This is a genomic window from Arsenophonus sp. aPb (assembly GCF_029873475.1).
In the GTDB taxonomy this organism is placed as follows: Bacteria; Pseudomonadota; Gammaproteobacteria; order Enterobacterales; family Enterobacteriaceae; genus Arsenophonus.
The window spans coordinates 67,032-89,842 of record NZ_CP123500.1 but is presented as its reverse complement, the minus strand read 5'-3'; the positions used below and the strand labels follow the sequence as shown (position 1 = coordinate 89,842).

Sequence of the window (22,811 nt, the reverse complement as noted above, 5' to 3'; positions counted from 1 at the left end):
CAACATCTGATAAAAATAGTCTTAACGTATAATAATTTTCAATATCCAAACTGCCCACCACATTGGAAGCTGACAGCAGTTTGTAATGTAATAAAATAATACTTAACAGCAATGCTAATGCATATTTTTTTCAGCCATAATATGAATAATTTCTTTGTCTGTTGATGGCATGACGTTAACCACCAGACGACAGAGATTATTGATACTCTGCTCTACATCTGTGTCGACAATACCATCATTGCCACTAACTTGGATGTTCTCTTTTGCCATTAATACGGCTTTAAACGCACTTGTGGTTACGGTTGATACCTTCATGGCACAGCTATTGGAAGCGCCATCACAGATTATTCCGCTAATATCACTAATCATATTGATGATAGAGGTGTGTATAACATTTAGGTTATGAGTGAACAACCAAGCCATACCGGCAGCGGCTCCCATCGCCGCTGTAGAGGCTGCACATAGTGCTGATAGGCGGTTGTAACGGTTATGTATGGAAATAGATGTTAGATGTGACAGTGCCAAAGCTCTAGCAAGCTCATTACGGCAGGCATTCAGGTCTCGAGCCAGAACAACAACAGGCATGGTTGCAACTATGCCCTGATTACCAGAACCAAAATTGGACATAGCAGCGATAGGTGCGCCCCCCATTCTAGCATCAGATGCTGCCACGGTTTCTATAACAATTCGGGACAATAGGTCGTCACTCATAAGTCCATTATTAATGGCCGACATCAATATTCCGTTAATATTTAGTCCATATGATTTTTTTCGCCCGGTCTCAGAAAGTACACTATTCAATTGGGCACTTTTAAGAATAAATTTTATATTTTCAAAGGGGACTTGATTCACGAAATGGAATGCTTCCTGAATGGAGAACCCCGGCAACTCTTCACTGCTAGTCTCCTCGCCAGCTTGCATACCTATCTTAATTGGTTGGCCATTGACATAAAGTTCTGTAATACAGGTATGACTTGTTTTGATAACGATTCTGCAGCAATTCTTAGCACCGATGGCTGTCAGATCAATATGGATAAAATCTGGCGTATTGCGAGTGGTGATCTTAATCGCACCAATGTTAACCATATCATGCGCTTCTTTAATTTGTGACCCAGTAAGACCTTGTAGCGCTTCCAAACCTTTATCAGGATCACCTCCAAATATACCAACCGCCGCCGCCATCTCAATTCCTGAATAGTTAGTGCCTGGAATGGTGACTCCTATAGCATTTTTGTATAAATTTTCAGAAATAAAACCAAATATTTTAAGACAAGGTTCTTTTAAATATTTGCGGATAGTCGCTGCAGCAAATGCTATAGCAACAGGTTCAGTACATCCTAGCGCAGGAGTAATTTCTTGTTTTAACCATTGGATGAATAACGAATCATAAACTTTGCCCATATTTAACTCACTGAAATTTAGATTGATTGTTTTAATATACATCAATAAAAAATAGAATAAATTTTTGTTTTTTAATGTCTTAATAGTTATTAATTTTTAAAGATATATCACTGAAACCGCAAAAAATGCAATCTTAGTCTCGCCACGCTTGCTCGCTAAATATATCGTTTTCGTTGCACTTTAATGCAACCATCTTAGATATTGAGATGATGCTTGCATTACGAAAAGGCCAGGCCGTGTCATTTTACAATGGACATTCTCAGGGTTAAGTACGCCTGGTGAATGGCATTTTCGACCTCTTATTATTTTTATAGAAATGAAGTATTCATTCACGATTAGTTTTGCAACAGTGCCAGCGTAGTATGGATCAGGATAAAATTAAACAACGACGTTCTCAGGGGCTAGGAATGGTAGTGACATTGATTGCAGTCAATTAACAATCGCGCGTCAATGGGTTATAAAATGCTTAATTATTTAAGATATCACTACTGTAAATAACAATGATCGTTTGAATATTTAGTATATCAAAAAACTATTTTGCTGTTGTTTATTTGATCACAGTGCTGGAATTTGACTCAAATTGAGTATTTGTTTGATATTTTTTTGTATCTAATTGAGTAATTTGATTTTTTTTGACTCAAATTGAGTTATATTATGTGGCTTTCTAATCTCAAATAGAGGAAGTTATATGTTGCAAATTGCCTGTGATGACGGATCAACCAGTGTTAAATTAGCTTGGTTAGAAAATGATAAAATGGTCACTCACATTTCGCCAAATAGCTTTAAAGATGGTTGGAGCACTGATTTTTTTGGTAATAAGTCGGTCTACAATTATTTAATAGACGATCATAAATATACGCATGATATTGGTAGTAAATCCGTTATTAATACAACTCATGTTTCATACCAATATAACGTACTCAATAGATTAGCGATTCATCACGCACTTTTGACATCAGGTATACCACCTCAAGATGTAGAATTGGTTATTACATTACCTGTTACAGAATTTTTTACCACTGATGCTCAAATAAATGAAGATAATATTGCGAGAAAAAAAAATAATGTATTAGGAAAAATAGAATTAAATAAAGGAAAGTTATTTAATATTAAAAAAGTGTTTGTAATGCCTGAATCTATTCCAGCGGCAAGAGAGGTTTTAATTAAGGACAATGTTACTCCACTTGAACGAAGTTTGATTGTTGATTTGGGGGGAACAACGCTTGATTGTGCTGTTATCCAGGGAGCGCTTGATGGTATTTCAGAAATAAAAGGAAATCCGGAGATAGGAACATCACGATTAACAAAAACAGTGATGAATTCGCTGAATATTGCATCCTCTCCAAGTAGTTATTTTATTGCGGATGAAATTATCAAAAACATTCATAATAGAGAAATTCTTGAAGATATCATTAATGATATGGATAAAATTAATGATGTTATTAACACAGTAAAAATAGGTTCAAAAAACCTAGCCGATTCGGTTATTTCAGAGATACAAACAATTAATAATCTTAATAGAATATATCTAACAGGAGGTGGAGCCGAGATTATATATCCTTATGTTAAAGATTATTTTGAAGTAAAAAAGGTTAAAAAAATTGCAGATCCACAACTCGCTTTAGTAAAAGCTATTGCTTTATCTTAATTTATGGAGTTGTTCATGAAAGCGCAAAATAGAAAAAAAATAGTAGCTTATTTACACCCTGAACTTTATAAACAAGATAAAAAAGCTAAGTATGTTATTGATGAAATACCACAATCATTGAGAGGTGATTTTTATCGGCAGGCTGTTGTTGTTGGTGCGGCATTATTACAAATAGATGATCGTTTGTTGAGTCTTATAAGCACTTTTTATGCAGGAGAATTTAGTGCTGATAATTTATTGATTTTAATTAAAAATATAATTGGTGATGTAGAATTATTGGCAGCAAAAAATCAGGAAAAAAATTTGACAACGGAAGGTGATTTGATAGAAAAAAAAATAGCAAATCAGTTATCTTTATTAAAAAAATAAAATCCACTAATAAAAGTGAATCTTTTATTTAATAGTATTAATTGTGGGATATTAGAAAAATATTTAAATGTTAATATCCTTCTTTTAAAGAATTTTAAAGCTTATATTCTTAAATTGTTTTATTTGTAATGCTATTTATTTTTATTAAATGAAAGGTAAATTTTGTTGATATGTTAAAAAATAATCATTATATAAATGATAAGTTATTTTATTTGAAATAACAAAATATTGACAGTGATTTTTTAAGATATATAAAAATAAATTAAAATGGAATGTTATATGCTACTAATGAATAGTAATTATGTTTCTAATGATATTAATAACTTTAAAAATACATCGTCTGATAAAATAAGTCGTTTAGATCACCATCATAATATAACTAAACGAGGCTGCTTTAATGCTATTAAGAGGGTTTTTAACAATTATATTGATTGCTTTGGAATTAAAAAATCGTCTAATACTTCACCATTTTTTCGACAAAAAGTAATTAGCAATAAAGATGTTAGAGTGTATATTTGTAAACAAATAGCAAATTTAAAGGTAATGAAGAATGGTATGAGCGATAAAATATACGCTTCTCAAGCGATTGATAGTATTTTAGCTTCAGTTTATAGCGAACAAAAAGATAAATTCTGTATTAATAGAATAAAATTAGAAAAGACTATTCCGAAAGATTATTTACGGGATATAGGGCAAGTAGCTAAGAAATATGGGCTTACTGGCGATGAAAAAAATGGAATTTTTCAACCATCTGGGATAGGTGCTAATTCTTTTCTTAATAATGTGATGAGTGAGACACAGAAAAAATTTGCTTCAAGAATGGTTAATCGTGAGCAGAGTATGAATTTTAGAAATTACGCTAAACAAAAAATCTATGATGAATTGGCTGATTTATGTAAAGTAAAAGGAAGAATACAACCTAATGATTTTAGATCAAAGTTAGAAATTATTGCTATAAAATATTGTGATTAATATAAATCCTTTTATCATTAAAGAATGGAAAAATATCCTATCTGTAAAGAATAAATTATGAGTAACATACATTTACTTTATTTGTTTTTTATAAGATCAAGAAATTATTTTATTATCGCTTTTGTATATATTGTTTTTTTGGATATGCTTCAGTTATGTGTTTTTTACTCTAATTCTTTATTTGATTTTTTTATTGGCTCTTTGTGATTTACTTAGTATATAGGGTATGTTTGTCATTGATTATATCAACAGCCATAAAATGGCATCATTTAATCACTCAAAATGAAAGTATTTTACAATTCAGTAGGTAAAAATTATTAATTATTGGAAAATAAAAATCAATAATATCAATGAGGGGATAATTCCCCACACTGATAATTTATCTTTATTGACTTTTATTTAAAAATTTTTATCATCATTTAATTAACCATTATTTGGCCAGGTGTTATTGTTGTTATTATTTGGCCAAATTCTATTGTTATTATTGTTATTAGGAGGATTTTTATTCTCTTGCTCGTTATTACTATTGTTATTACTGTTATTGCCGCCTTGGCCACCGTTATTCCAGTTACCACCACCGCTGCCGCCGCCTTGGCCACCGTTATTCCAGTTACCACCACCGCTATTGCCGCCTTGGCCACCGTTATTCCAGTTACCACCACCGCTATTGCCGCCTTGGCCTCCGTTGTTCCAGCTACCGCTATTACCGCCGCCTTGTCCACCGTTGTTCCAGCTACCGCTATTACCGCCGCCTTGTCCACCGTTGTTCCAGCTACCGTTATTATCGCCGCCTTGTCCACCGTTGTTCCAGCTATCGCTATTACCGCCGCCTTGTCCACCGTTGTTCCAGCTACCGTTATTGCTACCACCTTGTCCACCGTTGTTCCAGCTACCGCTATTATTGCCACCTTGTCCACTATTATTACCTAATGTTGTTATTTTAAACGCATTTAAGAAAACTGGATTTTCACCAGCCCAAACGTTATAGTTGTTATAGGCTAAAATACTGGCTCCTATCTGTCTTTTTGAGACAATGCCGCTTCCTGTTGGTCCTATTTTATATATTCTTACTTCAAAATTATGTGTTATTTGGTTCCATGTGCCGCTATTAGCACAGGTCGATATATTGTTGAGATTGTTTTTCCATCCATTTCCTGAATAATATGTAGTTCCACACATTGAGCGAACGCCGATAGAATAACCAATTCCTTCAATATTAGTTTTAAATATTCTGATATTATTTATTTTTATAGCAAATTCACCATATGCTTTTCCTCCAGTTGTCATATATCGAGTCTGATTATTATCACATTTATAGGTTAAAGCAGAACAGATTGTAAATGTCGCTAAAACGGTGCCAATAGGAATATCATGTTGTATTTCGAGATCTTTACCATTTATTGTCCTAACTCCACCTACAGCTTGGCATGCTGCAAAAGTGAATTTACTATAACCAAGAATATAAAAAATAAAAGTGAATAATAATATGATCTTCATAAATATTTCCTTTTTTAAAATAAATATAAAGTTATTAATTTTTTACCAAAAGATATAGATGGGAGATGTAATATATTTTTTAAAATATAATGTATTGTGTTTTATTAATGTTATTTAAATTAAAAAAATAAAATAATTTATAATTATTATATATCTAATACTGGTAGAGTTATTAAAGAAAAACCCTACCAATGTGTTTTATTTATAAAATTTGTCTATTTACAGAAAATAAAAATTATAGCCGATAAGATTAACTATACTTTAATTATAGTTAAAAATATTATGCAATTAATTATTATTGTTGTTATTGTTATTACTACCCCAACCGCCATTGTTATTATTGTTATTATTACTACCCCAGCCGCCATTGTTATTGTTGTTATTATTACTACCCCAGCCGCCATTGTTATTGTTGTTATTGTTATTACTACTCCATCCACTATTATTGTTGTTATTGTTGTTGCTACTACCCCAAGAACTTATGGTTGTTACTCTAAATGAATTTAAAAAAACAGGATTTTCATTTGCTAAATAATTTTCATTATTATATGCAAGAATGCTGGCTCCAACCTGTTTCCTTGTGACAAGCCCACTTCCCGTTGGACCTATTTTATAGATTTTTACTGCAAAATTATGTGTTATATTATTCCAAGTACTATTATTGGTACAGATTGAAAACTGATCAGGATTATTTTTCCATCCATTTGAAGCAAAGCGTCCATCATCACACATCGCTTGGGCACCTAATGAATAACCAATTCCCTCAATGTTAGTTTTATATACCCGAGTGCCATTTATGTTTGAGGCAAACTCACCGTAAGCTTTTCCTCCTACTGTCATATAACTAGTCTGATTGTTATCACAGTTATAGGTTTTTGATGGAGTAGCCATGAACGTCGCTAATTCGGTACCAATTGGAGTATTTTCATTTACAGTAATATTTTCACTATTTATTGTTATGGTATCACCAGAAGCATAACAACCAGCAAAAGTTGAAGTGGTATAACTAATAGTATAAAAAATGAAAGCGAATAATAAAATGATCCTCATAAGTGTTTCCTTTGTTAAGATATAATTAGTTTTACAATATTTATGTTATAAATATTATAAATAAAAAAGCTTATAAATAAGCTTACATAAAAATAGTTAGTTATTTATATATATTTTTTTAATCAAAAACTTTTAAAGAAAAATATTTTTTGTCATTATTTTTAATTTAGCATTAATAATGACGTATAGTTAATTTTAGAATATTTATTAATCAAATAGTAATGTTTAATAGATCCTAGTTGAATTTTAAAATTAATTATTGTTATTGTTATTGTTATTGTTATTTATCCAACCACCGTTATTATTGTTGTTATTATTATTAACCCAGCCACCACCGTTATTGTTGTTGTTATTATTATTAACCCAGCCACCACCGTTATTATTGTTGTTATTATTATTAACCCAGCCACCACGGCTATTATTGTTATTGTTATTGTTATTGTTAACCCAATTACTATTATTCTTTTTTATGTTCATCATGGTTGTTACTTTAAAATCATTTAAAAAAACAGGATTTTCTTTTGCTGAAACATTTTCATTATCGTAGAATAATAGCGTTGCTCCAACTTGTTTTTTTGAAAAAGCACCACTTCCTGTTGGTCCTATTTTATAGATTTTTACTGCAAAATTATGGGATATATTATCCCAACTACCACTATTAGTGCAGTTTGATATGTTATCTAGATTACCTTTCCATCCGTTTGATGGAAAATACATATCTCCACACATTGTTTGTACACCAAATGAATAACCAATTCCTTCAATGTTAGTTTTATATACCCGTATGCCACTTATATCTGTAGCAAATTCACCATTTACTCGCCCTCCTGTTGTCATATAACTAGTCTGATTATTATCACAGGTGTAGGTTTGTGATGAGTTTAGTGTGAAGGTAGCTAATTCAGTACCAATAGGAATATCATCTTTTATATCAAGATCATCCCCATTAATTACCAAATTACTACCAATGGCATTACAGCCAGCAAAAGTAATGGCGCTATAACCAAGGCTATAAAAAATAAAGGTGAATAATAGTAGGATCCTCATAAATATTTCCTTTGTTAAAATAGACTTAGAATTACTGATTTTACTGTGCGAATTTTATAAATATATCTAACTAGATGGTTTCTTTAAAAATTTAATATATCTATTTATCTAATTAGCTTTTTGAAGCACTTCAATTAATTGAAAATATTTGATGAATTAATTTATTTAAAATTATTGTATAATTATAAATATGATAATTTTTTAATTTTATTTAAATTTATAATAGTTATGTATCAATATGATTTTTTGTCGTAATCACAAATAAAGCTTTATTTTTAAATTAAATTTAAATTTAAATTTAAATTTAAATTTAATTTAATAATTAATATCCGCAATTTATTTTTATCTTTATAATTATTATTACAATTCAAAGTGTATCAGATCGTTGAATGATCTACTACGGAAAAACTTTCTATTATTGTAAACGCTAGTAATGTATATTTAAATGCACTTTTTTTCTTCATTATTAAAATGTTAACAATAAATATGTATATTATGTATTTTTATGGCAGGGAATAAATTTTCACTTATAAAAAATAAAAATAGAGTTAAAATTATTATTCATTTTTAATATATATAGTTTAGTTAGCCGCTTTCAAATTAAAAAACTTTACTAATTATCATAGTAGTAAGTTATCAATTAATATTGAAGTCAGTTATTTATTTGATTTTTATTTAACTGATTTTCCCGTTAAAAATTTTTTAATTCTTTTTTATATATACTTTAGTTACAATATTGATATTTTTATCAAAATACACAATACTTCAAACATAACATTTATTACACAACTAAAATCATATCGTTTTTATATTATTGGTATATATTATATTTTATTAATGTTTTAAAAATTTTGCTCAATAGATTTTGAACGCTAGCTGTGGTCACGTGACCGAGCGTTAAGAAGCGAACTTACGAGGAAGCGTAATTTATTAACTAATCGATAATAAGGCTACACGGAGCTGACAGAAGGTGAAGCTATTTTTTAGTTGATGTTATTTCTACGTTGCAAGACGGGATTAATAATAATCAACTAATTAGCAAAACAATCGCCTTTAATCCGTATGGTTTTTTTGTTATAACTAATCGCGATAAAGGGACTATCTCACTTAGAATTAGAAAAAGCATTATTAATATTAAAAAGAACAACGATTCAACCTAATGTTAAATATTCAGATGATAAGCAAGAAACGTTTATTTTTGGTTTGAGCCACAGTGCTCGTATCATAGAGAAGCAAAATTAAAAGCTTGATATTGGTATGGTTGAAATTACATTACCGAATTGGTTGTATCAAGGAATTACTTAAACCAAAATATTACAATTTCCTTATTCGGAAAGCGATTAACTGACGTCTTTATGAAATTGCACGTAAACATTGTGGAAGTGAGCACGAATTTGTTATTTCTCTTGAAAAGCTATATTTAAAAACAGGTAATACTTCGAATAAAGCTGAGTTTAAACGACTAATTAAAAAACTTTGTACAGTAAATGAGTTACCTGATTATAAAATTGTTTCTGATACAGAAAATGATAAAGTTATTTTTTTAAAATTGTCTATTGGATCCCATAGAAACAGATCTGTTGTGTAAATGCGAAAAAGATAAACGTGAAGTTTATAAGCTGAAAAAACAGTTGTTAAGTAGTTCTCAATCATGAAACCTTTTCTAATATCCTCCAAATCTTAAGCATGGGGTTTGTGGTTTTTGTCTGAAAAAATAGTATATGAGTGTTTTAAGGGGTTTAAAATGCAAAAAATTTTTTTCATAAAAAATACTTACAATTCTTCATAAGTAAGTAAAGCATTTATGAGTGAACGAATGAGGGAGCCAAATTTAGTTAATTTTGCCAAAAATCGGGAGAGCTAATCGGTTAAAATTTAATCAAATCAGGTGAAGTCTTTTTGATTAGAAAGTTAGGTTAATTTTGCACATTATTTTGAGAAAGTTATCCACAACTAAAGTGAATAAAAAAGCGGTAAAAGATTAATTATGTATAAGTTAAAGCGTAAATTTTCTTTTAATTACATCAATCAATAAAGTTTTTATATTAATTAAATGTGTAAAGTCCGATGCTATATGTCTGAAGTCCGAAGGCTTAGGTATGAAGTATAAAAATAGACAACCGCTGGTAATATAAACTGCTTTAACTAGCACCATATTCTTTAAAATTTGAGGCTATGGTAGATGTTACAAAGAAATTGATAAAAAATAAATTGAAAATATTACGTTCCCATAAACGCAAAACAACCGGATTTCTTATCATCTCTGATGTCAATATTTCAACTTTTGTGAGATAAGTAAGTTAGAGAATATAAAAATGGAAATGGATGGCTTTTAATATTTAAAAGTCACCTTTAAAGGGTGGTATTTTAATTATACATTATTGCAATTTTCCTTAATTGAATTTTCATATGAAATATATTTTCGAGAAGGTTCAAGATTCCAGGAGGCCTTTTCCCTAGCAATAATAAAGTGACAAACTAATTGGCTTCTCATACTAGCAATAGAATCGATCTTATTATCTGGATTATTATACCATCCCTCATCAAAATAGTGATGGGAGACAAGTTCATTAAAGAAGTTATTTGTTTGGTCATTATTAACATATCTACCACAATCGGTAGGGGTTACTTTTAAGGTTACTAAATGTTTTTTTAATCTATGGTCATAACGTAAAGCCCACGAGAAATTATCAATATAGCGGTCGCATATATTTTTATTTTGTAAGGGATAAAGCGCTTGATCGTTATTTTTAAAAGAAAACTTAGCATCATTTTCAGGTTTATCTGGAAGTTGAAGATTAATTATTGGTTTTATCTGTTTTGTTGCATTGTACCATTGAATTTGATAGAGACGAGCTGAATCTATGCCATCCTTATCAGTATAAAATAAAGCCATAATAGGTGGAGATTTTGGGGCACTGTTGCAAAGATCGTGATGCGGTAGCCTTATTTGTTGGTGAAGGTCTTACGTTTCAAAGACTCTACTCACCAGACACATCTCACCCAAAGGATGGCCGAAGTAAAACGACTCTGCCTGACCTTTACGCAGCGCCCGCATCACTTCAATCCCTTTTATTGTGGCATAAGCCGTCTTCATCGATTTAAAACCCAGCGTGGCACTGATTATCCGCTTCAGTTTGCCATGATCGCATTCGATAACGTTATTCCGGTACTTAATCTGTCGGTGCTCAAGGTCAGACGGACATTGACCTTCACGTTTAAGCCGGGTGAGCGCACGAGCGTATGTCGGAGACTTGTCTGTATTGATAACACGTGGGATCTGCCCCTGTTTTACGTTGTTTAAAATTTTACCCAGAAACCGGTATGCCGCTTTGCTGTTACGCCGTGGTGAAAGGTAAAAATCCAGAGTACGCCCTCTGTTGTCTACGGCGCGATACAGATAAGCCCACCGGCCATTCACCTTTACATAAGTTTCATCAATGTGCCACGGGCAGAGAGAGGAAGGGTTCCGCCAGTACCAGCGCAGCCGTTTTTCCATTTCAGGCGCATAACGCTGGACCCAGCGATAGAGGGTGGTGTGGTCGACATGCACACCGCGTTCGGCCAGCATCTCCTGTAATTCACGATAACTGATGCCGTATTTGCAGTACCAGCGTACTGCCCACAGGATGATGTCGCGGGTAAAGTGTCGGCCTTTAAAAACATTCATGTTGGGCACCATTGATTAAATCGTTAGGAAAGATTATCAGCAATCCGACCCGATCTTTGCAACAGTGCCGAAATTTTTTCCTCAGTCATTGCCAGTTAAATGAATTAAGCCTAGCTGTCTGCACATCAACACCGTTTTCATTGGATCTGTTACAAATATGAGCATAAATAGAGTGATCTGTTTTAATAAAACAGGATACTTTAATAACAAAATATAATTTTATTATTGTTGTGTAAAACGCTAAAACGTAAAAATAGAAGTCGCATTGTTGTAAGGATGGTACTGTTATAAGATCTTATGTCGTCGAATATTAGATAAAAATATCACCATAATCCCTTTGTGACTAGCTATCTCATGACTAAATTCTAGCATATCACGTGCTCTGAGATGTTTCATTACTAACTCCATCAGTGTGACACGTCGATGCTTTATGAAATTTGCAACAGTGCCGATGCGTTTGGTGAGCAACGTCTTTGAAACTTAAAACCTTCACCAATAAATAAGGCTGCCGCATCACGATATTTGCAACAGTGCCCCAGGTCTTCACCAACAAATAAGATTACCTTATCACGAAATTTGTAACAGTGATTAAAATGTCGCCCTAAAACGATATTATTTCTCTTTACAGGAAAATATAAATATGAAACTATTAAAGGCCAAAGCAAGTTTATTTGCATACTGCTTTAATATTTTTTACTGCTGATATAATTAAAACTAATTGTTGTTGGTTTAATAGGTTTGAAATAAGTGCTATAAAAAGAATGGTATACTCCAGAGATTGAATTTTCTTTTTATACTTAAAGTAAATACAAACCTGATGTGTTTTGAATAGTTTAAATAATGATAGATTAAAATTATCCAGAGGAATAGTTTTCTTAACAAAAGAAAAGACGATAGCCTGCATTAACTATAGTGATTGAACCACTGAATAAAGAATTTTAAAAATGAGATTATTTGTTTTTACAGTGAATTAACTATGAGAGTAAAAGTAGAATTGTTTTTATTTAAATAAATATTCAGTTTGTAAAAATAATAAATAAAAATCAAATCTCATAAAGACGATTTTAATTAAAAATATAAATTTTGTAAAATGTATAAACTAATCTATAAATATAAATTAGTTAATCAAATGATATGGGTAATTTATAAGATAACATCATATTGATAATGAAATATAATCACACAGTGTTTCACTATTTGGAAAATGAATTACCTTAATTTACTAAGAAAAAATCAATGAATTTAAATTAGTAGAAAAACATAATAAAGATGAAAATAAAAATAATAAAAAGGATATTTATTTTAATATATTAAAGGAGAATTTAAATGAAATTTAAACATCTTATGCTTTCTTTGGGAATAATGAGTAAACAACCTAATGCAGCGATTATTGCTATCGCAGCTGTTCCATTTGAACCTTTAACCGGTGAAATTGGTAAAAAACAATTTTATAAAATCGCTGATTTGATTAAACAGATATCATTTAACCGCGATGTAGATAAAGATATTTTCCAGTGGTGGTTATCTTTGCCTGATAATGCGCGTAATGAGACAATTCAAGTTAATGTTAAAACATTACCTGATATACTGACTCAATTAAACGACTTTGTTGCACTTGAATGTTATGAGCCGGTTCAGATTTGGGGTAATGGCTGTAGCCTTGATAATACTATTCTGAGAAATGCTTTTGAAAGTTATAAAATAAAACCCTTCTGGGATCAGAGTCATGATCGTGATGTTCGAACGGTAGTTGAAATCGGTCGTCAGATAGGGATGCATCCTAATAATCAGCCTTTTATTGGCATTAAGTACAAAATGCTAGATGAGGCAATTCATCAGGCTAAATATGTCTCAGTTATCTATTCAGCACTCTTACAAAGATATAACTGGAATAACAGTGCCCAAGGTGGTGGCAACAGCGGTAACGTCAACTGGAATAATAGAGGACTGGTGCAGAGAGGCACTATTGCAAAAATCGGGTCGGATTGCTGATAATCTTTCCTAACCATTTAATTAAAGGTGCCCAACATGATTGATGAAATGTATGTAAGGGCTAATGACCAGTGGGCTTATTTGTATCGCGCTGTAGACCACAGAGGGCGTACTCTGGATTTTTACCTTGCCCCCACGGCGTAACAGCAAAGTGGCTACGGGTTTCTGGGTAAAATTTTAAATAACGTGAAACAAGGATAGCTCTCACGCGTTATCAATACGGATAAGTCTCCGACATACGCTCGTGTGCTTGCTCAGCTCAAACGTGAAGGTCAATGTCCGTCTGACGTTGGAACACCGATAGATTAAGTACCGAAATAACGTTATCGAATGCGACCATGGCAAACTGAATCGGATAATCAGTGCCCTGCTGGGGTTTAAATCGATGAAGACAGCTTATGCCACGATAAAAGGGATTGAAGTGATGCGGGCGCTGCTGCGTAAAGGCCAGGCTAAGTCCTTTTACTTTGTCCATCATCTGGGGAAGACCTTCACCAACAAATAAGGCTGCCGCAGCACGAAATTTGCAACAGTGCCTAAATAACATAAAATTTAAAAAGGAATAAACTATGAAAAATAAAAAAATTTTTTTAGGAATAATGTTAACCTTTTTTATCAATACTGCTTTTTCTGATAGTCTAAAAATAGAAAATCCTAATGAATTTAATATTAAAATATATTATAGTGATAATTTAGTACTAAATTCAAATAACAAATTTATTAACGATGAGAGACATCCTAATAAAAATGAAAAAGAAATACGAGTAATAGTTGATAATGGAAACATCCTAAAAAAAACTTTAATGTCTTCTGCTGATAGAAACAGTAACAGTAAAGGATGTAATTATTCAATGATAATAACAAAAAATAATGGCTGGAAAGTTGATAATGTAATAAGTGAAAGCTCATGTTCACCATCAGAAAATCATTACGATCCAGCAAAAGAATCTATTACATACACGATAATCAATAAATCACCGAATCCTGTTTATCCAGCATTTTCTGTTAATAAATCTAATTCTTTTGTTGCAGATTCTATCTCAGACTTTATACAACCAAATGAGTCAAGAAAATATGATATAAAAGACAAATTTTGGAGAAGTATAGGAATTAAAAATGGCAAAAAAGTACAAACTGCTATTTTTGAACCATTCGAACAAGAGTATATAAAATGTTCACAGTTAGAATTAGTTGACAAAAGTAAAAATTATATTTTCCATGAAGATGGAAAATGTACTTCCATAAAATAGAATATTATACAAATAATAAAAGCACTGTTGCAAATTTCGTGCTGCGGCAGCCTTATTTGTTGGTGAAGGTCTTCCCCAGATGATGGACAAAGTAAAAGGACTTAGCCTGGCCTTTACGCAGCAGCGCCCGCATCACTTCAATCCCTTTTATCGTGGCATAAGCTGTCTTCATCGATTTAAACCCCAGCAGGGCACTGATTATCCGATTCAGTTTGCCATGGTCGCATTCGATAACGTTATTTCGGTACTTAATCTATCGGTGTTCCAACGTCAGACGGACATTGACCTTCACGTTTGAGCTGAGCAAGCACACGAGCGTATGTCGGAGACTTATCCGTATTGATAACGCGTGAGAGCTATCCTTGTTTCACGTTATTTAAAATTTTACCCAGAAACCCGTAGCCACTTTGCTGTTACGCCGTGGGGGCAAGGTAAAAATCCAGAGTACGCCCTCTGTGGTCTACAGCGCGATACAAATAAGCCCACTGGTCATTAGCCCTTACATACATTTCATCAATCATGTTGGGCACCTTTAATTAAATGGTTAGGAAAGATTATCAGCAATCCGACCCGATTTTTGCAACAATGCGATATTATTTTGATTAAAAAACTGGATCGTCTTGGTCGTGATACAGCAGGTATGATCCCATTAATAAAAGAGTTCGACCGGGAAGGGGTGGCGATACGATTTTTAGATGATGGTATCAGTACCGAAGGTACAATGGGCAAAATGATAGTCACCATCTTATTCAGCAGTTGCTCAGACAGAACGCCAACTTATTTTGGAACGGACAAACAAAGGCCGGCTAGAAGAAAAGTTAAAGGGTGTTCAATTTGGACGTAAGCTTAGTGTTGATCGAGAGAAAATTAAACAACTGCGTTCTCAGGGAATAGGAGCAACAGCAATTGCCAGGCAATTAAAAAGAGCGCGGTCAACAGTTTATAAAGTGCTTGATAATTAACATGTACCCGTAATTCTTACGGCACTGTTGCAACAGCGCCCTAAGAATTGTTATTTAATATTACAGAACAATTAAAATTATTATCCTTAAATACAGCATAATTTAAGTGGTTTACCTGATTATTTCCAGTAATACCCTATTATATTATCATTAAGCAAATGAAAATTCATAAAAATATATCGTTTCTTGAGAGGGCAATATTAGGCGGAGGCGCTGATAAAGAAATATTAATTTAAAAAATGGGCTAGAAGTGATCCGCAACATAAGCGAGCAGGACGGGAAATCATTGAAAAAATAATGGAAGTTATAGAAAACGATAGTACTGTTTTAGAATTAAATGATGGAGAGTTATCATCCATTAGCCGTTTACCTCATATTCCCGATTGTGTTCGTAGGTTATATATTAAAATGCTGGCCTTAATGGAGTTACTGAGTTACCAGATGACTTGGAAGAGCTTGAAGCAGAAATGCTCCTCTACATAGCATAACATCCTTACCACATAAACTTTCTGTTATAAAACTAGAGTATCTATTAAATTTTAATCAATTAAATAACCTTACAAGTGAATTAAAAGTTTTAAAAATAAATAATTGTGACTCACTCAATTTACCAATGGACTTACCTTACTCCCTTGAAGAACTAATTGTTTTTTCATACATTAAAATAAAATGGGGTATTGAATCACTCCATCATTCATTAAATTAAACCTTGGGAATGTATATATTGAACTGAATGTTTTAAAAGGGCATGATAATTTAAAAAGAAATGGTTTTGATATTAAAGCAACTTTATATTTTAATATAGGGGATGTAGTTTATGGTTTAGCTATCAGTCGATCAATGATAACAAGAGAATTAGCAACACTTTATGGTGGGAAAGAAATTGTAATACAAAATACATTAACCAACTCTGTATGGGATCATAGATCACCAGAGGAATTTAGCAGAGATGAGACTATTGCTTAAAGGTTAAGAGATATTGAAAGAGGCATAGCATTTAGATATTTTCTTTCTAGACATCCAAAATATAATGTAACAAATTAATTGATGGAAAAGGATTTGGACTGAAAAAAATTTAACTCAAATCTAATCTGACGCTGGCACCAGAAAAGCTGGGTAACTGTCAGATCAGGTCTGAGCTAGTACATATAAAAGTATAAATAGAAGTGATATACAACCACTATTATAAATTCTGCTGAAAAATAGATAAGTTAAATTCTTCTTTAATTATTTATTATCAATTTTAAACAACTTCTTCATCTCGTCATTTGAAAGACCAGTTGACATTTTTATAATATTTTTATCAACACCATTCTCAAGAAGCTGGCGAGCTATCTTCATTACAGCTTTTTTTTCACCCTCTTGAATACCTTTTTGAATCCCTTCTTGGATATCTTCAATCTTACCTTTTTGTTCGCCTTCTCGACGTAACTGTTCTGCAATAGTCATAACGACCTCCCGATAATCATCCGCTTTTTCCGCAATCTGATGCAAAAACTGTTTGCATCCGAAGTATTCCCCCGCTCAACAACATAATACATTTTTTTTAATTAGTTTAATTACATCTCGTTAAACCACTAATTTTTTATATTACTCAATTGATAGTCATAATTATTTTCTACTTAATTCTTTAGTAAGGAATGTAATTCTCTGTTATTACATAGAAGCTCTATTCATATTTGCAATAGTGCTCAAAAAATACAGGTAGAGTTATAATCAATAAACTCTACCTGTCTACTTTTTATTATAGAATTTATTTTATATAAAATATTTTTTAAAAATATTAACTTTAATTAATTCCCATAGATGAAAGAACTCTATGGATATATTTACAATCTTTTACTTACACTCAAGAGTGTCATCAATAAAATTAATATTATTATTTTAGTTTCTATTGGAATTAACATTTGTATTGGTATTTTTGTTGATATTCTGATTCAGATTTTTATTAACATTAACATTCTCATTCGTGTTTTGGTTGGTATTGTCGTTTCCACCCTGGTTACCGCCTAAGTTTCCACCCTGATTACCGCCTAAGTTACCACCTTGGTTACCGCCTAAGTTACCACCTTGGTTACCGCCTAAGTTACCACCTTGGTTACCGCCTAAGTTTCCACCCTGGTTGCCACCTAAGTTTCCACCCTGGTTGCCACCTAAGTTTCCACCCTGGTTGCCACCTAAGTTTCCACCCTGGTTGCCACCTAAGTTTCCACCGTGGTTACCGCCTAAGTTTCCACCCTGGTTACCGCCTAGGTTTCCACCCTGGTTACCGCCTAAGTTTCCACCCTGATTACCGCCTAAGTTTCCACCCTGGTTGCCACCTAAGTTTCCACCCTGGTTGCCACCTAAGTTTCCACCGTGGTTACCGCCTAAGTTTCCACCGTGGTTACCACCTAAGTTTCCACCCTGGTTACTGCCCCAGAATCCACCTTGGTTACCACCTTGATTACTGCCCCAGAATCCACCCTGGTTGCCACCTTGGTTACCGCCTAAGTTTCCACCCTGGTTACTGCCCCAGAATCCACCCTGGTTGCCACCTAAGTTTCCACCGTGGTTACCGCCTAAGTTTCCACCCTGGTTGCCACCTAAGTTTCCACCCTGATTACTGCCCCAGAATCCACCCTGGTTGCCACCTTGGTTACCGCCTAAGTTTCCACCCTGGTTACTGCCCCAGAATCCGCCCTGGTTGCCACCTAAGTTTCCACCCTGATTACTGCCCCAGAATCCGCCCTGGTTGCCACCTAAGTTTCCACCCTGATTACTGCCCCAGAATCCACCCTGGTTACCACCTAAGTTTCCACCCTGATTACTGCCCCAGAATCCGCCCTGATTGCCACCTAAGTTTCCACCCTGGTTACCGCCTAAGTTTCCACCCTGGTTGTTATTGCTACTTATGTTTTGATTGCTATTAATATTCTCATTTTTATTCACATTCTCATTTTTATTAATATTCTCATTTTTATTCATATTTTCGTTATCGTTATTTGAAAAACCATTCATAAAAAATCTCCTTAATGTTTATTAACTCAGTGATAATTAATAAAAAAACAAATAATAATTTCACTAAAATTACCATTTTTTATCTATATTCATGCTATTTATTAAAACGATCAAAACCATAGCAGGTTATTATTTGATCTACTATGGATTTTTTCTCTGGTAATAGAAAAAAAATTTCACTTTTAATAAAAATTAATGATGTAAATGAATAAGAAATTTATTATTAATTGTTTTTTATAAAAATGATTAATTTATTTTTACTACATTATTAAAGTTATAATGATTATTTTAAATTTTCTTTCATTATTCAATTTAATATCATTTTCTTAAGTAGCATCACATTATTTTTTTCAAAAAGCTAAAGTGATAATCCATAACAAATATAGATAGAATTAAAAATTTCTACCCATATGATTTTTTATCAAATTATATTTTATAAATGTATTTAAGAAAATTTAATTTTCATAGATAAAAAAGACCACTAAGGTATTTGCAGATTTTTACTCTCAGTCAAGAATATCACTATTCAAATAGCACTGTTACAAAGATCATGGTCACTGATAATCTTTCCTAACGATTTAACCAATGGTGCCCAATATAAATATTTTTAAAAGCCGATACTTTACCTGCGACATCATTCTTTGGACGGTAAGCTGATACTGCAAATATGCTATCAGCTATCGTGAACCCCAAGAAATACTGGCTGAACGTGGAGTCAGAGTCCAATCATCCGACCCTTTATCGTTGGGTTCAGCACTATACGCCAGAAATAGAAAAACGGCTGCGGTGGTACTGGCGTAACCCTTCCGCTCTTTACCCGTGGCACATTAATAAAACGTATATAAAAGGTGAATGGCCAACGGGCTTATCTGTACCGGTTCGTTGATAATAAAGGTCACACAATTGATTTTTATCTTTCTGCACGTCGCAATACCAAAGCGGCTTATCGATAAAATCATCAATAACGTGAAAAAGTGGCAGCTCCCCCCAATTTATTAATACGGACAAAGCACCAGGCATATAGTTGTGCTCTGGTATTACTGAAGCAAGCGGGGAAATGCCAGGTAACCCCCCCTTTTACTATAGTCATCCTGTAGATGAGGTAGTCTGGTAAGCAGATTTTTAAAATGTAACCATCTGTTATTACATAGAATTTATATCCATGTTTGCAATGGTGTCATTTATTTTTTCGTTTTGTATTTGATCACCACTATAATTTCTTACCCACTTAATGCCTTGACGACTACCGCAATTAATGCAGATATAACCACCATCATTTCCTCCCTGATTACTACCCCAGAATCCACCCTGGTTGTCACCTAAGTTACCACCCTGGATACTGCCCCAGAATCCACCCTGGTTGTCACCTAAGTTACCACCCTGGATACTGCCCCAGAATCCACCCTGGTTACCACCCTGCATCAGCTTAACAATCAATATGATCGGGATAGCCTGGTTGCCACCTAAGTTTCCACCCTGGTTGTTGTCCCAGAAACCTCCTTGGTTGCTATCCTGATTACTACCCCAGAATCCACCTTGATTGCCACCCTGATTACTGCCCCAGAATCCACCTTGATTGCCACCCTGATTACTGCCCCAGAATCCATCCTGATTGCCACCCTGGTTTCCACCTTGGTTATTGCCCCAGAATCCACCTTGATTGCCACCGTGGTTACTGCCCCAGAATCCATCCTGATTGCCACCCTGGTTACCGCCTAGGTTTCCACCTTGGTTATTGCCCCAGAATCCATCCTGATTGCCACCCTGGTTACCGTCTAAGTTTCCACCTTGGTTATTGCCCCAGAATCCACCTTGATTGCCACCCTGATTACTGCCCCAGAATCCACCCTGATTGCCACCCTGGTTACCGCCTAAGTTTCCACCTTGGTTATTGCCCCAGAATCCACCTTGATTGCCACCCTGATTACTGCCCCAGAATCCACCCTGATTGCCACCCTGGTTACCGTCTAAGTTTCCACCTTGGTTATTGCCCCAGAATCCACCTTGATTGCCACCCTGGTTACCGCCTAGGTTTCCACCTTGGTTACTACCCCAGAATCCACCCTGGTTGCTGCTCCAGAATCCACCCTGGTTACCGTCTAAGTTTTCACCCTGGTTACCGCCTAAGTTACCACCTTGGTTACCGTCTAAGTTTCCACCCTGGTTACCGCCTAAGTTTACATTTTGGTTGCTATTGTTATTTGTGTTTTGATTGTTATTTATGTTTTGATTACCACTTAAGCCACCTATACCTTGCTCACTGCCAATATTACCGCCGCTATTGCAACCACTATCCTGGTTACCGCCTAGGTTTCCACCCTGATTACCACCTAGGTTTCCACCCTGGTTACCGTCTAAGCTTCCACCCTGGTTACCGCCTAAGCTTCCACCCTGATTACCGTCTAGGTTTCCACCCTGGTTACCGTCTAGGTTTCCACCCTGGTTACCGTCTAAGTTTCCACCCTGATTACCGTCTAAGTTTCCACCCTGATTACCACCTAGGTTTCCACCCTGGTTACCGTCTAAGCTTCCACCATGGTTACCGCCTAAATTTCCACCTTGGTTACTACCCCAGAATCCACCCTGGTTGCTGCTCCAGAATCCACCCTGGTTACCGTCTAAGTTTTCACCCTGGTTACCGCCTAAGTTACCACCTTGGTTACCGTCTAAGTTTCCACCCTGGTTACCGCCTAAGTTTACATTTTGGTTGCTATTGTTATTTGTGTTTTGATTGTTATTTATGTTTTGATTACCACTTAAGCCACCTATACCTTGCTCACTGCCAATATTACCGCCGCTATTGCAACCACTATCCTGGTTACCGCCTAGGTTTCCACCCTGATTACCACCTAGGTTTCCACCCTGGTTACCGTCTAAGCTTCCACCCTGGTTACCGCCTAAGCTTCCACCCTGATTACCGTCTAGGTTTCCACCCTGGTTACCGTCTAGGTTTCCACCCTGGTTACCGTCTAAGTTTCCACCCTGATTACCACCTAAATTTCCACCCTGGTTACCGTCTAAGTTTCCACCCTGATTACCGTCTAAGTTTCCACCTTGGTTACTACCCCAGAATCCACCCTGGTTGCTGCTCCAGAATCCACCCTGGTTACCGTCTAAGTTTTCACCCTGGTTACCGCCTAGGTTTCCACCCTGATTACCACCTTGGTTACCGTCTAAGTTTCCACCCTGGTTACCGCCTAAATTTCCACCTTGGTTACTACTCCAGAATCCACCCTGGTTACCGTCTAAGCTTCCACCCTGGTTGCCACCTAGGTTTCCACCTTGGTTACTACCCCAGAATCCACCCTGGTTACTGCCCCAGAATCTTCCTTGGTTACTGCCCCAACTGTTACCCCAGCTACTACTGCCACTGTGGCTACCACTGCTTATGTGGGCCCCTGCACTACCGCTTAAGCCACCTCCGAGGTTAACATCTAATAAACCACCTCCGAGGTTAATACCTAGCCCACCTCCAATACCACCACCAATATCACCGCCAATATCACCGCCACGGTTGCAACCACCATCCTGGTTACTGCTCGAACTGTTACTCCAGCTACTACTGCCACTGTGGCTACCACTGCTTATGTGGCCACCCGCACTACCGCCTAAGCCACCTCCGAGGTTAACATCTAATAGACCACCTCCGAGGTTAATACCTAGCCCACCTCCAATACCACCACCAATATAACCGCTAATATCACCACCGCTATTGCAACCACTATACTGGTTACTATCGACTAAGTTTCCACCTTGGTTACTGCCCCAGAATCCACCCTGGTTGTTATTGTTATTTATGTTTTGATTGCTATTAATATTCTCATTTTTATTCATATTTTCGTTATCGTTATTTGAAAAAACATTCATAAAAAGTCTCCTTAATGTTTATTAACCCCATTAATAATCAATAAAAAAACAAATAATAATTTCACTAAAATTACCATTTTTTATCT

Annotated in this window: 15 protein-coding genes and 5 pseudogenes; 10 read left to right on the top strand and 10 right to left on the bottom strand. The window is 34.6% G+C overall.

Translation table 11 applies throughout. The features are described 5' to 3' along the window. Window positions 1-114: 114 nt before the first annotated feature. Complete coding sequence (locus QE177_RS14850; RefSeq protein ID WP_280552345.1) at window positions 115-1,401, bottom strand: L-serine ammonia-lyase, iron-sulfur-dependent, subunit alpha; 1,287 nt, start codon at window positions 1,399-1,401, stop codon at window positions 115-117. Between the two features lie 185 nt (window positions 1,402-1,586). Between QE177_RS14850 and QE177_RS14845 the strand changes: the two are divergent. The 4 genes and pseudogenes from QE177_RS14845 to QE177_RS14830 form a co-directional block, all read left to right on the top strand. Beyond that, window positions 1,587-1,670, top strand: a pseudogene (locus tag QE177_RS14845) (IS6 family transposase); the annotation flags it as partial. A gap of 419 nt (window positions 1,671-2,089) precedes the next feature. After that, window positions 2,090-3,049, top strand: a complete 960-nt coding sequence (parM, locus tag QE177_RS14840; protein WP_280552344.1) for a plasmid segregation protein ParM domain-containing protein — start codon at window positions 2,090-2,092, stop codon at window positions 3,047-3,049. A 15-nt stretch (window positions 3,050-3,064) separates the two neighbouring features. Then, entirely contained in the window at window positions 3,065-3,418 is a 354-nt protein-coding gene (locus tag QE177_RS14835; protein ID WP_280552342.1) for a plasmid partitioning/stability family protein, read from the top strand. A 288-nt stretch (window positions 3,419-3,706) separates the two neighbouring features. Continuing rightward, window positions 3,707-4,390: a hypothetical protein gene (locus tag QE177_RS14830; protein WP_280552340.1), complete on the top strand. Its 684-nt coding sequence runs from the start codon at window positions 3,707-3,709 to the stop codon at window positions 4,388-4,390. Between the two features lie 423 nt (window positions 4,391-4,813). Here QE177_RS14830 and QE177_RS14825 read toward each other — a convergent pair whose 3' ends face one another. The 3 genes from QE177_RS14825 to QE177_RS14815 all read right to left on the bottom strand — a co-directional run bounded on the left by QE177_RS14825 (window position 4,814) and on the right by QE177_RS14815 (window position 7,984). Next, a complete protein-coding gene (locus QE177_RS14825) occupies window positions 4,814-5,887 on the bottom strand; it encodes a hypothetical protein (protein WP_280552338.1) in 1,074 nt (357 codons plus the stop codon). 288 nt (window positions 5,888-6,175) lie between these two features. After that, window positions 6,176-6,937 (bottom strand): hypothetical protein, encoded by a 762-nt coding sequence (locus QE177_RS14820; RefSeq protein ID WP_280552337.1) that lies wholly within the window; start codon window positions 6,935-6,937, stop codon window positions 6,176-6,178. Window positions 6,938-7,189: 252 nt separating this feature from the next. Further along, window positions 7,190-7,984 carry a hypothetical protein gene (locus QE177_RS14815; RefSeq protein WP_280552335.1) on the bottom strand — a complete coding sequence of 265 codons (795 nt, stop codon included), beginning with the start codon at window positions 7,982-7,984 and terminating at the stop codon, window positions 7,190-7,192. Window positions 7,985-9,344: 1,360 nt separating this feature from the next. Between QE177_RS14815 and QE177_RS14810 the strand changes: the two genes are divergently transcribed. Beyond that, window positions 9,345-9,572, top strand: a complete 228-nt coding sequence (locus QE177_RS14810) for a replication initiator protein A (protein ID WP_348519934.1) — start codon at window positions 9,345-9,347, stop codon at window positions 9,570-9,572. Between the two features lie 783 nt (window positions 9,573-10,355). On the opposite strand, the gene QE177_RS14805 is transcribed toward QE177_RS14810, so the two are convergent. Beyond that, entirely contained in the window at window positions 10,356-10,880 is a 525-nt protein-coding gene (locus tag QE177_RS14805; RefSeq protein WP_280552333.1) for a DUF2599 domain-containing protein, read from the bottom strand. 69 nt (window positions 10,881-10,949) lie between these two features. Continuing rightward, a complete protein-coding gene (locus QE177_RS14800; protein WP_280552331.1) occupies window positions 10,950-11,654 on the bottom strand; it encodes an IS6 family transposase in 705 nt (234 codons plus the stop codon). A gap of 1,326 nt (window positions 11,655-12,980) precedes the next feature. Here QE177_RS14800 and QE177_RS14795 point away from each other — a divergent pair. The 3 genes and pseudogenes from QE177_RS14795 to QE177_RS14785 all read left to right on the top strand — a co-directional run bounded on the left by QE177_RS14795 (window position 12,981) and on the right by QE177_RS14785 (window position 14,896). After that, a complete protein-coding gene (locus QE177_RS14795; protein ID WP_280552329.1) occupies window positions 12,981-13,646 on the top strand; it encodes a 3'-5' exonuclease in 666 nt (221 codons plus the stop codon). A gap of 39 nt (window positions 13,647-13,685) precedes the next feature. Next, window positions 13,686-14,151, top strand: a pseudogene (locus QE177_RS14790) (DDE-type integrase/transposase/recombinase); the annotation flags it as partial. Window positions 14,152-14,215: 64 nt separating this feature from the next. After that, entirely contained in the window at window positions 14,216-14,896 is a 681-nt protein-coding gene (locus QE177_RS14785; protein WP_280552326.1) for a hypothetical protein, read from the top strand. A gap of 52 nt (window positions 14,897-14,948) precedes the next feature. Here QE177_RS14785 and QE177_RS14780 read toward each other — a convergent pair. Next, window positions 14,949-15,414: pseudogene (locus QE177_RS14780) on the bottom strand (DDE-type integrase/transposase/recombinase); the annotation flags it as partial. Window positions 15,415-15,473: 59 nt separating this feature from the next. Between QE177_RS14780 and QE177_RS14775 the strand changes: the two are divergent. Then, window positions 15,474-15,858: pseudogene (locus QE177_RS14775) on the top strand (recombinase family protein); the annotation flags it as partial. Window positions 15,859-17,085: 1,227 nt separating this feature from the next. Here the strand turns inward: QE177_RS14775 and QE177_RS14770 are convergent. Both QE177_RS14770 and QE177_RS14765 read right to left on the bottom strand, forming a co-directional pair. Continuing rightward, on the bottom strand, window positions 17,086-17,307 hold the full coding sequence (locus QE177_RS14770; protein ID WP_280552325.1) for a hypothetical protein: 222 nt from the start codon (window positions 17,305-17,307) through the stop codon (window positions 17,086-17,088). Between the two features lie 435 nt (window positions 17,308-17,742). Beyond that, on the bottom strand, window positions 17,743-18,858 hold the full coding sequence (locus tag QE177_RS14765; protein ID WP_280552324.1) for a hypothetical protein: 1,116 nt from the start codon (window positions 18,856-18,858) through the stop codon (window positions 17,743-17,745). Window positions 18,859-19,455: 597 nt separating this feature from the next. Here QE177_RS14765 and QE177_RS14760 point away from each other — a divergent pair. Beyond that, window positions 19,456-19,919 (top strand): annotated as a pseudogene (locus QE177_RS14760) (IS6 family transposase); the annotation flags it as partial. Between the two features lie 82 nt (window positions 19,920-20,001). Here the strand turns inward: QE177_RS14760 and QE177_RS14755 are convergent. Then, a complete protein-coding gene (locus tag QE177_RS14755; RefSeq protein ID WP_280552323.1) occupies window positions 20,002-22,725 on the bottom strand; it encodes a hypothetical protein in 2,724 nt (907 codons plus the stop codon). Window positions 22,726-22,811: the final 86 nt, after the last annotated feature.

What these genes read in the sequence shown, in the direction of transcription:
- QE177_RS14755 (WP_280552323.1), bottom strand. Translation starts at nt 22,725, where the DNA reads ATGAATGTTTTTTCAAATAACGATAACGAAAATATGAATAAAAATGAG.
- parM (WP_280552344.1), top strand. Translation starts at nt 2,090, where the DNA reads ATGTTGCAAATTGCCTGTGATGACGGATCAACCAGTGTTAAATTAGCT.
- QE177_RS14800 (WP_280552331.1), bottom strand. Translation starts at nt 11,654, where the DNA reads ATGAATGTTTTTAAAGGCCGACACTTTACCCGCGACATCATCCTGTGG.
- QE177_RS14830 (WP_280552340.1), top strand. Translation starts at nt 3,707, where the DNA reads ATGAATAGTAATTATGTTTCTAATGATATTAATAACTTTAAAAATACA.
- QE177_RS14785 (WP_280552326.1), top strand. Translation starts at nt 14,216, where the DNA reads ATGAAAAATAAAAAAATTTTTTTAGGAATAATGTTAACCTTTTTTATC.
- QE177_RS14795 (WP_280552329.1), top strand. Translation starts at nt 12,981, where the DNA reads ATGAAATTTAAACATCTTATGCTTTCTTTGGGAATAATGAGTAAACAA.
- QE177_RS14770 (WP_280552325.1), bottom strand. Translation starts at nt 17,307, where the DNA reads ATGACTATTGCAGAACAGTTACGTCGAGAAGGCGAACAAAAAGGTAAG.
- QE177_RS14805 (WP_280552333.1), bottom strand. Translation starts at nt 10,880, where the DNA reads ATGGCTTTATTTTATACTGATAAGGATGGCATAGATTCAGCTCGTCTC.
- QE177_RS14835 (WP_280552342.1), top strand. Translation starts at nt 3,065, where the DNA reads ATGAAAGCGCAAAATAGAAAAAAAATAGTAGCTTATTTACACCCTGAA.
- QE177_RS14815 (WP_280552335.1), bottom strand. Translation starts at nt 7,984, where the DNA reads ATGAGGATCCTACTATTATTCACCTTTATTTTTTATAGCCTTGGTTAT.
- QE177_RS14765 (WP_280552324.1), bottom strand. Translation starts at nt 18,858, where the DNA reads ATGAATGGTTTTTCAAATAACGATAACGAAAATATGAATAAAAATGAG.
- QE177_RS14825 (WP_280552338.1), bottom strand. Translation starts at nt 5,887, where the DNA reads ATGAAGATCATATTATTATTCACTTTTATTTTTTATATTCTTGGTTAT.
- QE177_RS14850 (WP_280552345.1), bottom strand. Translation starts at nt 1,401, where the DNA reads ATGGGCAAAGTTTATGATTCGTTATTCATCCAATGGTTAAAACAAGAA.
- QE177_RS14820 (WP_280552337.1), bottom strand. Translation starts at nt 6,937, where the DNA reads ATGAGGATCATTTTATTATTCGCTTTCATTTTTTATACTATTAGTTAT.